Source organism: Comamonas sp., from assembly GCF_009360615.1.
In the GTDB taxonomy this organism is placed as follows: Bacteria; Pseudomonadota; Gammaproteobacteria; order Burkholderiales; family Burkholderiaceae_C; genus Comamonas.
Genome location: NZ_SPEY01000006.1, coordinates 13,501 through 28,846, shown reverse-complemented (window position 1 = coordinate 28,846; position 15,346 = coordinate 13,501). Strand labels below are relative to the sequence as shown.

Below are 15,346 nucleotides of genomic sequence, written 5' to 3'. Positions count from 1 at the left end.
GAGTGGCGGAAAGCAGCTGGAGTCGAACCAACCCGGGAGCGGCTGACGCCCCCCACCGGGTTTGAAGCCCGGCCGCGCCACCGGGCACGATTGCCTTCCTTTGAGCCAAGAGTGGCAACAGTCACTCTTGTAGAAGATAGGACTGCGATTGTAGCCAGCAATCTGTCACCTGATGACAAACCGCACGACAAGGCCTCATGCCCCGCTATTCTGATTTGATAGCTTGTTGCGCAGGTTGCATAAGGAACCTGGGCTGATTGCTATCTGCTTTCCTTGCAGGATCAGCGCGGCGTGCTATTCCAATGCACATCGGGGCGCAGCAGATGGACGTCGCGCACGCGGCGCGTGTAGCCGGTGCGGTCGAAGAATTCGAGAATCTGGATGGCGCGCTTGCGGCCCAGACCGGTGGCGTCGCGGAATACGCTGGCTTCCACCTCGCCCCTGGCGTGACGGCCGGCGATGTCGGCAACCAGGGCCGCGAGTTCATCCATGCGCGCCGGTGCATAGAACAAGTCCTTGACGACCTGGAACAGCTGGCCCTGGCGCGAGAGCTTTTTGAGCAGCTGGCGCACCAGCTCTTCGCCTGCGGCATGGTCGCGCGCCAGATCACGCACCCAGGGTGGGTCATAGCGGCCTGCCGTGATGGCGGGCAGCAGCTTTTCGGCCAGCGTCTGCTCGGCATTGCTCAGTTGCACGCTGTGCTGCGGCAAATGCAGCCAGGCGCCGGTGCTGGCCAGTTGCTGGCTGCCGAGCAGTGCATCGATCAGGCCTTGATAGAGCGCGTCGTAGCTGCTTTGCTGCAGGCCGGGCAAGGCCATGCGCCTCAGCCGGGCCGCGTTGACGCCGGGCTCGTCGGGCGATTTTTCGTGAAAGCGCGCCAGGCTGTCGATGAGCTGGGTCTGCAGCAACTGCCAGCGCTCGCTGCCAAGCACCAGGGCATCGCCGCCGGCAATGGGCAACTGGATGGTGTCGGCCAGGCTGGCCTCGGGGAAGGCATGGCCGCTCAGACGCACCAGCTGCGAGCGCGCAATGCCGTGCGGGGCCTGTGCGATCAGCGGCCTGAAGTCACTGCGGGCTATGAGCTGCTCCATGGCGTCGAGGTAGGCCATGCGCTCTGCGCTGCGGCGCTTGCGGCTAGGTGCATAGGGGTCGAGCACCATGCCGCCGGCGATGGTGCGGCTGGCCTGGGCGTTGCGCAGAATCAGCCGGTCGCCAGGCAGGGCGAAGACCGGCGCATCCAGCACCAGCTGCACGCGGGCTTCGGTGCCGGGCTCTATGGCCTCGTCCTGCAGCAGGGCCACATGGCCGGTGGTACGCCTGGTGCCCAGGTGTACATGGACGGGCGTCCACTGAGCCAGCGAGGGCGCTTCGCTGAGCAGGTGCAGATGAATGTCGAGGCGGTCCGTGGCCTGCTGCAGGCGCGGGTCCATGATCCAGTCGCCGCGTTCGATTTCGTCCTTGCCTATGCCTGCCAGATTCAGTGCGCAGCGCTGGCCGGCGACGCCGCTGTCGCTGCTCTGGTTCTGGGCATGAATGCTGCGCACGCGCACGGTCCGGCCGCTGGCCGAGTGTGCCAGCGTGTCGCCCACTCGTACCTGGCCATTGAAGACCGTGCCCGTGACCACCGTGCCCTGGCCTGGCAGCGTGAAGACACGGTCCACGGCGAGCCGGAACAGGCCGTCCCGGGGGCGCGCCTGCATCATCTGGGCCTGCACCTGCAGGTGTTCGCGCAGGGCCTTTACGCCGGCATTGCCGGGTTCTGCGGCATTGGTCTCGAAGATGGGACTGCCCGCCAGCGCAGTGACGCCGAGAATGGCGTTGATTTCCCGGTGCACGTCGACAATGCGCTGCGGCAGCACGCGATCGACCTTGGTCAGCGCCACGCTGCCGCGCCTGACACCCAGCAGCTGCAGAATCTCCAGATGCTCTATGGTCTGGGGCATGACGCCGTCGTCGGCAGCCACGACCAGCAGGGCGTGGTCAACGCCCACGGCACCGGCGGCCATGGTGTGGACGAACTTCTCGTGGCCCGGCACGTCGATGATGCCCAGCACATCGCCATTGGGCAGCGGGCTGTAGGCATAACCGAGCTCTATGGAGATGCCGCGGGCTTTCTCTTCCTTGAGGCGATCGGTTTCCACGCCCGTGAGCGCACGCACCAGCGTGGTTTTGCCGTGGTCGATATGGCCTGCGGTTCCGATGATCATGGTTTGCTTATGGTTTTGATAGCTGCTGGCGCTTGTGTATCAAGCGATGCAAGGTGTTTTTATATAGATTTACGGGGCGCAGTCATGGGACTGGCTCAGGCCAGCAGCGGCAGCTGCGCGGCAAACAGGGCCTGCGCCGGGATTTCCAGACAGCGCAGATCCAGCCACAGGGCGTCGTCATGCAGGCGCCCGATCACGGGCCGGGGCAAGGCACGAAAGCGCGCTTCGAGCCGGGTCAGCTGGCGACCTGCCTGTTTGCCGCTGGCCGGGTAAATCCTGAGGCCGAAGCTGGGCAGGTTTTCCACGGGCAGGGCGCCGCTGCCGATCTGGCTGTTCATGGCTGCGGCCTCCACCACATAGTCCTGGCCCAGTGCCTGCTGCAGCAGAGGCTGCAGCTGCTCTGCCTGAGTCTGCATGTCGGCGGCCTGGCGCGTGAACAGGCGCAGTGTGGTCAGCTCCTGGGCCAGCTTTTCGGGGTTCAGGTACAGGCGCAGCGTGGGCTCCAGCGCCGCCAGCGTGATCTTGCCCACGCGCAGCGCGCGCTTGAGCGGGTTCTTCTTGATCTGGGCAATCAGCTCCCGCTTGCCGACGATGATGCCGGCCTGCGGGCCTCCGAGGAGCTTGTCGCCGCTGAAGGTGACGATGTCGGCGCCGGACTCGACCGTCTCGCGCACCGTGACCTCATGGGGCAGGCCCCAGTCGCGCATGTCGATCAGCGTGCCGCTGCCCAGGTCGACGATCATGGGCAGGCTGCTGTCGTGCGCAATACGGGCAACATCAGCGTCGCTCACCGCCTTGGTGAAGCCGGTGATGGCGTAGTTGCTGCAGTGCACTTTCATGAGCGCGGCCGTGTTCTCGCCGATGGCCTCTGCATAGTCTTTCTCGTGGGTGCGGTTGGTGGTGCCGACTTCGATCAGCCGGGCACCGGCGCGGGTCATGACATCGGGAATGCGGAAGGCGCCGCCGATTTCCACCAGTTCGCCGCGCGATACCACGACTTCCCTGCCCGAGGCCATGGTGGACAGCACCAGCAGCACGGCAGCGGCATTGTTGTTGACGATGGTGGCAGCCTCGGCGCCGGTCAGCTCGCAGATCAGGGACTCGACCAGGTCGTCGCGATCGCCGCGGCCGCCGTCGTCGAGGTCATATTCCAGATTGGCGGGGGCGCTCATGGCCTGTACCACGGCGTCGATGGCAGCCTGGGGCAGCAGTGCGCGGCCCAGATTCGTATGCAGCACCGTGCCGGTGAGATTGAAGACAGGCCGCAGGCGTGGCGCGAACCGGGCCTGAAGCTGGCGCTGCACGGTCCGGACGATGCTGCCGGTGTCGGCCTGCACGGTCTGCCCGGGCTGATCGCCAGCACCCAGAAGCTGCTGGCGCAGCCCTGTCAGCACGTCCCGGACGGCTTTGGTGCAGGCGTCCAGTCCATAGGATTGACGCAATGCCTGCATCTCGACCGCGAGCAAGACCTTGTCCACGGCGGGAAGCTGGGAGGGGTGCGAGATTTCGGGGGCAGTCGCTGCGATATTGCTCATGGCCTGGCTAGTTCGGGTCTTCGGGAAATGGAAAAGGCGGCAGGAAGTCCTGCCGCCCTCATTATGGTGGTGCTGGGCGCCGGCAGGGTCACTCAGCGGGGTCCACCAGCGGGTGATCGGCCCCGTCCTGCTTTTCTTCAGCCACGGCCACATACAGCAGAGGATTGGCGCTGGCGCGCTGGAACCCGGTTTCGCTCATCAGCAAGTCCAGCATCAGGCTTGCCAAATCGTCGGCCAGAGGCTCGACCATGGGGTTTTTCTCCTGGTTGACGACCTTGCGGTAGCTGCCGCATTCATCGCAGGTTTCGGCCAGAACCTCCTCTCCGGCCCCGTCGATGCCCTGGTAGTGGATGCCCTTGGTCGATTCGCAGTGTGTGCACTTGACGCGCACCATATGCCATTCGCAGGCGCAAGTGCCGCAATGGGCGTAGCGGTGTCCGGCAACCTTGGCGCCGATGCGGATGACGCTTGCCACCGGTTCGCTGGCGCACACGGGGCAGATGGTGGCGGGTTCGGTATAGGGCACGTCCTGCACTTGCAGGGCTGCTGCACGCTTGGCAAAGACCACCTGCAGCGCGGCCATGATGAAGGGTGCCATGCCGATATGGCGGGCAGCGACTTCCTTTTGCAGCAGGCGCCGGGCGATCTCGTCGCGCTCCTGCAGGCTGAGGCCGCGCAAGGAGCTGATCAGCGGCTGCAGCGGCGCCGGCAGGCCCTGGTCGCCGCCCAGGGTGTCCAGCATGGCGTCCAGTACGGCATGCCAGGCCGGATCGATGTGGTCCGCTGCGGGCAGCAGAGGCATGGAATGCTGCTGCGCACGCTCGATGCTGCTGCGGTCCAGCGGCTCAAGCTCCACCCTGGACGTTGCCACATGCTGGGCGTCCACGATCTTGGCGGCAAAGTGCAGGTAATCCGCGATCGGGTTGCCTTGCGACAGCTGGCGCAGGCGCGCAGCGCGATCGGCAAACAGGCTGGCAACCTGAGGCAGCAGGATGCGGGGGAAGCTGGTCTTGTCCAGCGCTTCGATTTCGCCGGGTTGAAGAATGCGTTGTTGCATAGAAATAGGGATCTCGAAACGGAAGCCGCCGGCACGCCCAGAGGAGGGCGTCCGGCGGCAATCAACACGTGTCTAGGTGACGTTGTCCAAGGACTGATGGATCAGTCGTTGTCTCCAGTCATCTTGCGATACCAGCCGCGATGGTGCTGCTTGGCCCAGGCTCGGGTCACTGTGCCATACAACATGGCGCGGATGGTGCCGCGGGTCCAAATAGCCGCATAGACGTGCATGATGATCAGGCCGATCATCCATACCGCAGCGATGGCATGCACCACCGAAGCGGCACGCACCACGCCCACGGGCAGCGTCCACCAGGCGCGCCACATCAGCACGCCGGTGACCGTGATCAGCGCCATGCCGATCACCAGACCCCAGAACAGGAGCTTCTGGCCACCGTTGTACTTGCCTTGTTCGGGCATGTCGTGGTCGTCGCCGTCGATCATCTTGTTGACGTTCTTGAGCCAGTCGATATCGCGGGGCTCCACGATGTTGAGCTTGGCAAAACGGCAGGCCATGATGACGAAGAACAAGGCCATCACCACCCCGATATAGGGGTGCAGAATGCGCGTCCAGGGGCCACCACCGAACAGCTGGGTCAGCGGAAAGAAGGCGGGATGGAAGAACGCCAGACCGGAGAGGGCCAGCAAAATGAAGCAAATGCCCACCACCCAGTGGTTGGCGCGCTCCGATGCGTTGTAGCGCACGAGGTCGCGAGGGTTGCGTTTCATTGGCCGTTCTCCTTGTTCTGCGCTTCGGCGTCCTTGCGCTCCATCTCATCTTCCAGGTCCTTGGACACGTCGTTCGGACCCTTGGTGATGTAGTGGAACAGGCTGCCGACAGCCGCTGCACCCAGGGCGGCCATGGCCAGGGGCTTGGCCACGCCCTTCCACAGGGACACCATCGGGCTGATCTTGGGGTCGTCCGGCAGGCCCTTGTACAGCGAAGGCTTGTCCGCATGGTGCAGCACATACATCACGTGTGTTCCGCCCACGCCCTGCGGGTCGTAGAGACCTGCTTTTTCGTAGCCGCGTTCCTTGAGGTCCACGACACGGCGGGAGGCCTGCTCCTGCATGGCTTCCTTGGTGCCGAACTGGATGGCTCCGGTCGGGCAGGTCTTGACGCAGGCGGGTTCCTGGCCGACGGCCACGCGGTCCGAACACAAGGTGCACTTGTACGCCTTGTGATCCTTCTTGGAGATGCGCGGAATGTTGAACGGGCAGCCCGTGACGCAGTAGCCGCAGCCCACGCACTGGTCCTGCTGGAAGTCCACGATGCCGTTGGCATATTGGACGATGGCGCCAGGCGATGGACAGGCCTTGAGGCAGCCCGGGTCTTCGCAGTGCATGCAGCCGTCCTTGCGGATCAGCCACTCCAGGTTGCCGGTGGCTTCGTTTTCGTACTCGGCAAAGCGCATCACGGTCCACGATTCCGACGTCAGATCCGTCGGGTTGTCGTAGACGCCAGCGGCCACTGTGCCGATTTCGTCGCGAAGGTCGTTCCACTCCATGCATGCTGTCTGGCAAGCCTTGCAGCCAATGCATTTGGAGACGTCGATCAGCTTGGCGACTTCACCCGCATGCGCACCGCGTGCGCTGGGTGCGGGTGTCGTCGTCGCCGAACGGCGCTTGATATCGAGAGACATGGTAGAGGACATCAGCGTGGCTCCTTAGATCTTTTCCACCTTCACGAGGAAGGTCTTGGATTCAGGGGTCAAGCTGTTACCGTCACCCACGGAGGCTGTCAGGTTGTTCGCCAGATAGCCCTTGCGTCCCGTCGTGGAGAAGCCCCAGTGAATCGGCACGCCCACGTGATGGATGGTTTTGCCATCGATCTTCATGGGCTTGATGCGCTTGGTCACCACTGCCACTGCCTTGACGAAGCCACGCTTGGACGAAACCTTGACCTGGTGGCCGGTTTCGATGCCCAGCTCCTTGCCCAGTGCCTCGCCGATTTCCACGAACTGTTCGGGCTGGACGATGTTGTTCAGCTGAACATGCTTGGTCCAGTAGTGGAAATGCTCGGTCAGGCGATAGGTCGTGCCCACGTGCGGGTAGTCCTTGGGGTCTCCCTGCGTGTCCTTGGCGGTCGCCAGGATGCGCATCACGGGGCTGATGACGGCCTGCTTGTTGTCGGGATACATGGGGTTGTAGCCCAGCGGGTTGTCAAACGCCTCGTAGTGCGTGGGGAACGGACCTTCTGCCATGCCCTTGCGGGCGAAGAAGCGGGCCACCCCTTCGGGGTTCATGATGAAGGGGTTGATGACCTCGGGATCCAGTCCTACCGCCACGTCGGGCACGTCCGCACCGCCCCATTGCTTGCCGTTCCACTTGATCAGCACGCGCTTGGGATTGAAGGGGTTGCCCTGGCGGTCGCAGGATGCGCGGTTGTACAGCACACGGCGGTTGGCGGGCCAGGCCCAGGCCCAGTTCAGCGTGTTGCCTATGCCTGTGGGGTCGCTGTTGTCGCGGCGCGCCATCTGGTTGCCGGAAGATGCCCAGCTGCCAGCCCAGATCCAGCAGCCGCCCAGGGTGCTGCCGTCGTCGCGCATCTCTCCGAAGCCCCCCAGCTGCTCGCCCGCCTTGCGGATGAGCTTGGTGGGGTCCTTCGGATCGAACAGGTCCACCAGCGCACGACCGTTGTACTCCTTGGCCACTTCCTCGGAGGAGGGGTGTTCGGCCTCGGCGTAAGGCCAGTACAGATTGGTGATGGGCTCGGAGAACTTGCCGCCTTCCTTCTGATAGAGCGCTTTCAGGCGCAGGTGCAGGCCGGACATGATGGCAATGTCGGTCTTGGCTTCTCCCGGAGGTTCGGCCGCCTTCCAGTGCCACTGCAGCACGCGCGAGGAGCTGACCACGGCACCGTCTTCTTCGGCGAAGCAGGTGGTGGGCAGGCGGAACACCTCGGTCTGTATGGACGCGGAGTCCACGTCGTTGAACTCACCGTGGTTCTTCCAGAACTCCGAAGTCTCGGTCACCAGCGGATCCATGATGACCAGGAACTTCAGCTTCTTGAGGCCTTCTCGCACGCTGTTGCTGTTGGCCAGGGCCGCCAGGGGGTTGAAGCCCTGGGCGATGTAGCCGTTGACCTTGCCCTGGGTCATCATCTCGAAGATCTGCAGCATGTCGTACTGCTTGTCCAGCTTGGGCAGATAGTCAAAAGCCCAGTTGTTCTCGGCAGTGGCCGCCGGCCCCCACCAGGCCTTCATCAGGCTGACATGGAACTTGGGCGTGTTCGACCAGTAGTTCATCTGGCCTGGACGCAACAGCTTGGGCGTACGCGAGGCGATGTACTGGTTGTAGTCCTGCTCGGCTTCGTTCGGCAGCGTCAGGTACCCGGGAAGCGAAGCAGACAGAATGCCCAGGTCGGTCAGGCCCTGGATGTTGGAGTGGCCACGCAGCGCGTTCATGCCGCCTCCGGCGATGCCGATATTGCCCAGCAGCAGCTGGATCATGGCGCCGGTGCGCAGAATCTGCGCGCCCGTGGTGTGCTGGGTCCAGCCCAGGGCGTACATGATGGTGGCAACACGGCCGGCTTCGGCGGTAGATGCCAGCTTCTCGCACACGTGCAGGAACTTTTCCTTGGGCGTGCCGCAGACGGACTCCACCTTCTCAGGGGTGTAGCCGGCGTAGTGCTTCTTGAGCCATTGATAGACGCAGCGAGGGTGCTCCAGCGTGGGATCGACCTTCACAAAGCCGTCGTCACCGAGCTCATAGTCCCAGGATGCCTTGTCGTAGGTGCGCTTTTCGGGGTTGTAGCCCGAGAAAATACCTTCGTCGAACGCAAAGTCCTCGCGCACGATGAATGAGAAGTCCGTGTAGTTCTTCACATACTCGTGGTGAATCCTGTCGTTGGTCAGCAGGTAGTTGATCACGCCGCCGAGGAAGACGATGTCCGAGCCGGAGCGGATCGGCGCATAGAAGTCAGCCACGGATGCCGAGCGGTTGAAACGCGGGTCGACCACCATGAAGTGAGCCTTGTTGTGCTCCTTCGCTTCGGTCACCCACTTGAAGCCGCAGGGGTGTGCTTCGGCGGCATTGCCGCCCATGATCAAAATAACGTCCGCGTTCTTGATGTCGACCCAATGGTTCGTCATCGCTCCACGGCCAAACGTCGGGGCAAGACCTGCCACCGTCGGGCCGTGTCAGACACGTGCTTGGTTGTCGAGTGCAAGAAGGCCCCAGGAGCGGGCCACTTTGTGCGTGATATAGCCGGCTTCGTTGCTGGAGGCCGAAGCGGCCAGCATGCCGGTGGTGAGCCAGCGGTTGACCTTCTGGCCCTTTTCGTTGGTCTCAACGAAATTGGCGTCGCGGTCTTCCTTGAGCAGCTTGGCGATGCGGTCCAGCGCTTCGTCCCAGGACATGCGCTTCCATTCGGAGGAGCCGGGAGCGCGGTACTCGGGGTATTTGAGACGGCTGGGGCTGTGCACGAAGTCCAGCAGCGATGCACCCTTGGGACACAGCGTGCCGCGATTGACCGGATGATCCGGATCGCCTTCCACGTGCATCACGGACAGGCGGCTGTTCTTGCCGCCGTCGCCCAGGGAATACATCAGGATGCCGCAGCCTACGGAACAGTAGGTGCAGGTTTGGCGGGTGACGGTGGTGGCGGACAGCTTGTACTGTCGCACCTCAGCAAGCGCAGCTGTGGGTGAGAAACCCATCAGCGCCAAGCTGGAACCCGCCAGAGTCGAACCAGTCACTTTCATGAACTGGCGTCTGGAGAATTGGACCATTGTGGGGTACCTTTTCGTATGAACGCTTATGTGAAAGCAAATTTTACGACCCCCCTCATTTTTGATAGCAGTTACAAACCCTTAATTCTTGAGTAGTCCCGAGCGGTTTTGCTCCTTGTTTTTCGTTTTTGTATTTCTTCATCGCTGCCATAGTGGTCGGCCTGCGCTTTGAAAGGTACCCATTTCCGGCGCGAAATACCATCAGCCGGCAGGCCGAATTGCACAGAAAATTCCTAGTCTGTGTCGCTTTTTGGTGTTTCGGCGGGAGGCTGCGCACCGTGGTCAGGCGGGAGCCGCGCAGGCTGGGGGCTGTCGGCCGTCGTGCGCTTTTGCGCGATTTCCCGGTCCAGCAACTCCTCCTCCTGAGCCTGCATGGTCGCAAACAGCTCCCAGGCCGCCATGAAGAGGGCCGCAATCGCCGGGCCCAGCACAAAGCCCGAGAGCCCGAACAAGGCCATGCCTCCCAGGGTGGAGATCAGCACCACATAGTCCGGCATCTTGGTGTCTTTGCCGACCAGCAGCGGGCGCAGCACATTGTCCACCAGTCCGATGACGAGCACGCCATAGGTGGCCAGGACCAGGCCCTTGGTGATGGCACCCGTTGCCAGGAAGTAGATCGCGACCGGCCCCCAGACCAGGCCGGCTCCCACTGCGGGCAGCAGCGACAGAAAAGCCATGACCACGGCCCAGAGTATTGCGCCCTGAATGCCCAGGATCCAGAAGATCAGCCCGCCCAGAGCCCCCTGGGCAGCAGCGACGGCCAGATTGCCCTTGACGGTGGCCCGGATGACGGTGATGAACTTGATGGCCAGTTCGCGCTTGTGTTCGGCAGCCAGGGGGGTGGCGGCCCAGATGCGTGCCACCAGCTCCTTGCCATCGCGAAGCAGAAAGAAGATGAGATAGAGCATCACGCCGAATCCCACCACAAAGCCCAGCGTGTTCTGACCCAGTCCCACCGCCTTGGTGGCTGCGAGCTTGCTGGCCTGCAGGGCGATGTTGGAGAGCTTGGTCTGGATTTCCTCCAGCGTGCCCAGGTGGAGCTTTTCCATCCACGGCGTCAGCCAGGAGGGCAGGGCATTGAAGACCTGCTCCACATAATTGCCTGCGGACAGGTTTCCGCTGTTCACCTGGTCATAGATGGCAGCGGTTTCCTTGATGAGCGACAGCCCTATCAGAGACAGCGGCAAAATGACCATTACCAGACTAATTAGCAAGGTTGCCAGTGCGGCCAGCGTGGGCCTGTTGGGCATGCGCATCAACAGCTTTCGGTGCAGGGGGGCGAAGACGATGGCAAACACCACACCCCAGAAGATGGCGACGACATATTCCTGAAGAACCAAGCCGAATCCGGCAGTTACTGCTATCAAAAGAAGAATGAATGCACGTTTGTGAAGCGGCAAAGGCGGCATGCGAATCCTTGTTTACGGAGTTCCTGCAATGTAAGCGAGTCCCAGGGGTGTAAACATCTTGTCTTTTATAAGACCAAGACTTTGAACAGTGGCACAATGGCTGCCGCAACTCAAGGCCCTTCCCCAGCCACAGTCGCATCCGCCAATCGGTACAGCCGTGTCGCGGGAGGTTCCACAAACCAGCTAATGCTTTCCGAAGGAAAGCGGAGGTCAGCGAAATATGAGCGATCAGTCAACGATCTATCAAGCCTATCAAGGCAACACCTATCTGTTCGGCGGCAATGCGCCCTATGTCGAAGAGATGTACGAGAACTATCTGGCCAATCCTGGTAGCGTCCCCGATTCCTGGCGTGAATACTTTGATGCCCTGCAGCACGTGCCTGCAGTGGATGGCACCGACAACAAAGACGTTCCTCACCTGCCCGTGATCAATGCCTTTGCCGAGCGCGCAAAGCAGGGCGGCACCAAGGTGGTGGTGGCTTCCGGCGCCGACTCCGAGCTGGGTCGCAAGCGCACGGCCGTGCAGCAACTGATTGCCGCCTACCGCAATGTCGGTCAGCGCTGGGCCGATCTGGACCCCCTGAAGCGCACCGAGCGCCCCGAAATTCCCGAGCTGGAGCCTTCCTTCTACGGCTTCACCGATGCGGACCAGGAAGTGGTGTTCAACACCAGCAACACTTTCTTCGGCAAGGAAACCATGACGCTGCGCGAGCTGATGAACGCTCTGCGCGAAACCTACTGCGGCACCCTGGGCGCCGAGTACATGTATGCCACCAATCAGAATCAGAAGCGCTGGTGGCAACAACGCCTGGAGTCGATCCGCTCCAAGCCGGCCTTCAACGCAGACCAGAAGAAGCGCATCCTGGAGCGCCTGACCGCTGCCGAAGGCCTGGAGCGCTATCTGCACACCAAGTATGTGGGCCAGAAACGCTTTTCCCTGGAAGGCGGCGAGTCTTTCATCGCCGCCATGGACGAGCTGATCAATTCCGCCAGCGCCAAGGGCGTTCAGGAGGTCGTGATCGGCATGGCCCACCGTGGCCGCCTGAACGTGCTGGTCAACACCCTGGGCAAGATGCCCAAGGACCTGTTCGCCGAGTTCGACCACACTGCTCCTGAAGACCTGCCTGCCGGTGACGTGAAGTACCACCAGGGCTTCAGCTCCGACGTGTCTGCCAAGGGCGGTCCCGTCCACCTGTCGCTGGCCTTCAATCCCTCGCACCTGGAAATCGTCAACCCCGTGGTGGAAGGTTCGGTGCGCTCGCGCATGGACCGCCGCGACGACCCCCAGGGCAAGCAAGTGCTGCCGGTGCTGGTGCACGGCGACGCGGCCTTTGCCGGTCAGGGCGTGAACCAGGAAACCCTGGCGCTGTCCGAAACCCGTGGCTACACCACCGGTGGCACGGTCCACATCATCATCAACAACCAGATCGGTTTCACGACCTCTGATCCCCGCGACCTGCGCTCCACGCTGTATTGCACCGACATCGTCAAGATGATCGAGTCGCCCGTGCTGCACGTGAATGGTGACGATCCCGAAGCGGTGTGCCTGGCCATGCAGCTGGCCCTGGAGTTCCGCATGGAGTTCTCCAAGGACGTGGTGGTCGACATCATCTGCTTCCGCAAGCTCGGCCACAACGAGCAGGACACTCCCGCTCTGACACAGCCTCTGATGTACAAGAAGATCGCTGCCCACCCCGGCACGCGCAAGCTGTACGCAGACAAGCTGGCCACTCAAGGCCTGGGCGACACGCTGGGCGACGACATGGTCAAGGCCTATCGCGCCGCCATGGACGAAGGCCGTCACACCCAGGACGTGGTGCTGACCAACTTCAAGAGCAAGTACGCCGTGGACTGGAGCCCCTTCGTGGGCAAGACCTGGACCGACGCCGGCGACACCGCCATTCCCTTGACCGAGTGGAAGCGTCTGGCCGAGAAGGTCACCACACTGCCTGCGAGCGTGAATCCTCATGCTCTGGTCAAGAAGGTGTATGACGACCGTGCCGCCATGGGTCGCGGCGATGTCAACGTGGACTGGGGCATGGGCGAGACCATGGCTTTCGCATCGCTGGTCGCGTCGGGCTATCCCGTGCGCCTGTCGGGTGAAGACTCCGGTCGCGGCACCTTCACCCACCGCCATGCCGTGGTCCATGACCAGAAGCGTGAGAAGTGGGACGAAGGTACCTATATTCCCCTGCAGAACGCTGCCGAGAACCAGGCCCCGTTCGTCGTCATCGACTCCATCCTGTCCGAAGAGGCGGTGCTGGGCTTCGAATACGGCTATGCATCGAACGATCCCAACACCCTGGTGGTGTGGGAAGCCCAGTTCGGCGACTTCGCCAACGGTGCCCAGGTGGTGATCGACCAGTTCATTGCATCCGGTGAAGTGAAGTGGGGTCGTGTCAACGGCCTGACCCTGATGCTGCCTCACGGCTATGAAGGCCAGGGCCCCGAGCACAGCTCGGCACGTCTGGAGCGCTTCATGCAGCTGGCCGCCGACACCAACATGCAGATCGTGCAGCCCACCACGGCCAGCCAGATCTTCCACGTGCTGCGTCGCCAGATGGTTCGTGGCCTGCGCAAGCCGCTGGTCATCATGACTCCCAAGTCGCTGCTGCGCAACAAGGACGCCACCTCGCCCCTGTCCGAGTTCACCTCTGGTGGCTTCCAGACCGTGATTCCCGAGCAGGACGAAACCATCGTCAAGAACGCTGCCAAGGTCAAGCGCATCATCGCCTGCTCGGGCAAGGTGTACTACGATCTGGTCAAGAAGCGTGCCGAGAAGGAATCCAAGGACGTCGCCATCATCCGCGTCGAGCAGCTGTATCCCTTCCCCCACAAGGCGTTCGCCGCCGAAGTGAAGAAGTACGCCAACGCTACTGACATCGTGTGGTGCCAGGATGAGCCTCAGAACCAGGGCGCCTGGTTCTTCATCCAGCACAACATTCACGAGAACATGCGTGAAGGCCAGAAGCTGGGCTATTCCGGTCGCGCTGCGTCCGCTTCGCCTGCCGTCGGCTACGCGCATCTGCACCAAGAGCAGCAAAAGGCACTGGTGGAAGGCGCATTCGCCAAGCTCAAGGGCTTTGTCCTGACCAAGTAATGCAGGCGACACCCCCTGTCCGAGGACGGGGGGCACAAGAAACATCTCTGGAAAGAATTCAAAATGGCAATCGTTGAAGTTAAAGTCCCTCAGCTGTCCGAGTCCATCACGGAAGCCACCATGCTGACCTGGAAGAAAAAGGTCGGCGAGGCCGTGGCCGTCGATGAAATCCTCATCGAGATCGAAACCGACAAGGTGGTGCTGGAAGTGCCTGCTCCCTCGGCAGGCGTGATCACCGAAATCCTGCAAGGTGAAGGCGCTACCGTGGCTGCCGAGCAAGTGATCGCCAAGATCGACTCCGAAGCCGTGGCTGGTGCCGCGGCTCCTGCTGCCGCCCCCGCTGCCGTAGCTACGCCTGCTGCCGCCCCCGTGGCTGCGGCGCCTGCTGGCGCTGACAAGAGCGGCGTGGCTATGCCTGCTGCTGCCAAGATCCTGGCCGACAACAACCTGTCTGCCGCCAATGTGGCTGGCACGGGCAAGGACGGCCGTGTGACCAAGGGTGATGCGCTGGGTGCCATCAAGGCCGGCGCAGCCATCCCCACTGGTGCTCCCAAGGCCGCTCTGCCTCAGGTGGCAGCTCCCGTGGCCAAGGAAAACCTGGGCGATCGTCCCGAGCAGCGCGTGCCCATGACACGTCTGCGCGCCCGTATTGCCGAGCGTCTGCTGCAATCCCAGGCCACCAACGCCATCCTGACCACGTTCAACGAAGTGAACATGGCACCCGTGATGGAGCTGCGCAAGAAGTTCCAGGACCAGTTCACCAAGGAACATGGCGTGAAGCTGGGCTTCATGTCCTTCTTCGTCAAGGCTGCTGTGCATGCGCTGAAGAAGTTCCCCGCCGTGAATGCCTCCATCGACGGCAACGACATCGTCTACCATGGCTACTTCGACATCGGTATCGCTGTGAGCTCGCCCCGCGGTCTGGTGGTGCCCATCCTGCGCAATGCGGACCAGATGAGCTTCGCCGACATCGAGAAGAAGATTGTCGAGTTCGGTCAGAAGGCCAAGGAAGGCAAGCTGGGCATTGAAGAAATGACCGGCGGTACCTTCTCCATCTCCAATGGCGGCACGTTCGGCTCGATGATGTCCACCCCCATCATCAACCCCCCTCAGTCGGCCATTCTGGGCGTGCACGCCACCAAGGACCGTGCCGTGGTCGAGAACGGTCAGATCGTGATCCGCCCCATGAACTACCTGGCCATGTCCTATGACCACCGCATCATCGATGGCCGCGAAGCCGTTCTGAGCCTGGTGGCCATGAAGGACGCCCTGGAAGATCCTTCTCGCCTCCTGTTTGATCTGTAAT

Annotated in this window: 9 protein-coding genes and 1 tRNA gene; 2 read left to right on the top strand and 8 right to left on the bottom strand. The window is 62.4% G+C overall.

Annotation, left to right across the window (positions count from 1 at the left end; translation table 11 throughout):
- Positions 1 to 3 precede the first annotated feature (3 nt).
- The 8 genes from E2583_RS01240 to E2583_RS01205 form a co-directional block, all read right to left on the bottom strand.
- Positions 4 to 99 (bottom strand) — tRNA-Sec (locus E2583_RS01240).
- A 182-nt stretch (positions 100 to 281) separates the two neighbouring features.
- On the bottom strand, positions 282 to 2,207 hold the full coding sequence (gene selB, locus E2583_RS01235) for a selenocysteine-specific translation elongation factor (RefSeq protein WP_291592435.1): 1,926 nt from the start codon (positions 2,205 to 2,207) through the stop codon (positions 282 to 284).
- Positions 2,208 to 2,302: 95 nt separating this feature from the next.
- Positions 2,303 to 3,742, bottom strand: coding sequence for an L-seryl-tRNA(Sec) selenium transferase (gene selA, locus E2583_RS01230; RefSeq protein ID WP_291592433.1), 1,440 nt, complete (start codon positions 3,740 to 3,742; stop codon positions 2,303 to 2,305).
- A gap of 88 nt (positions 3,743 to 3,830) precedes the next feature.
- The gene (gene fdhE / locus E2583_RS01225) at positions 3,831 to 4,799 is read right to left on the bottom strand and encodes a formate dehydrogenase accessory protein FdhE (protein ID WP_291592431.1); all 969 of its coding nucleotides are present in this window, start codon (positions 4,797 to 4,799) and stop codon (positions 3,831 to 3,833) included.
- A 101-nt stretch (positions 4,800 to 4,900) separates the two neighbouring features.
- A complete protein-coding gene (locus E2583_RS01220; protein ID WP_043002964.1) occupies positions 4,901 to 5,527 on the bottom strand; it encodes a formate dehydrogenase subunit gamma in 627 nt (208 codons plus the stop codon).
- Entirely contained in the window at positions 5,524 to 6,453 is a 930-nt protein-coding gene (fdxH, locus tag E2583_RS01215; protein ID WP_003055535.1) for a formate dehydrogenase subunit beta, read from the bottom strand. The genes E2583_RS01220 and fdxH overlap by 4 nt, the downstream gene beginning before the upstream one ends.
- 12 nt (positions 6,454 to 6,465) lie before the next feature.
- Positions 6,466 to 9,531: a formate dehydrogenase-N subunit alpha gene (gene fdnG / locus E2583_RS01210; protein ID WP_291592425.1), complete on the bottom strand. Its 3,066-nt coding sequence runs from the start codon at positions 9,529 to 9,531 to the stop codon at positions 6,466 to 6,468.
- 233 nt (positions 9,532 to 9,764) lie between these two features.
- Positions 9,765 to 10,940, bottom strand: coding sequence for an AI-2E family transporter (locus E2583_RS01205; protein ID WP_291592423.1), 1,176 nt, complete (start codon positions 10,938 to 10,940; stop codon positions 9,765 to 9,767).
- A gap of 220 nt (positions 10,941 to 11,160) precedes the next feature.
- Here E2583_RS01205 and E2583_RS01200 point away from each other — a divergent pair, with 220 nt between their 5' ends.
- A complete protein-coding gene (locus E2583_RS01200) occupies positions 11,161 to 14,040 on the top strand; it encodes a 2-oxoglutarate dehydrogenase E1 component (RefSeq protein WP_291592421.1) in 2,880 nt (959 codons plus the stop codon).
- Between the two features lie 63 nt (positions 14,041 to 14,103).
- Entirely contained in the window at positions 14,104 to 15,345 is a 1,242-nt protein-coding gene (gene odhB / locus E2583_RS01195) for a 2-oxoglutarate dehydrogenase complex dihydrolipoyllysine-residue succinyltransferase (protein ID WP_291592419.1), read from the top strand.
- The last annotated feature ends 1 nt before the right edge of the window (position 15,346 follow it).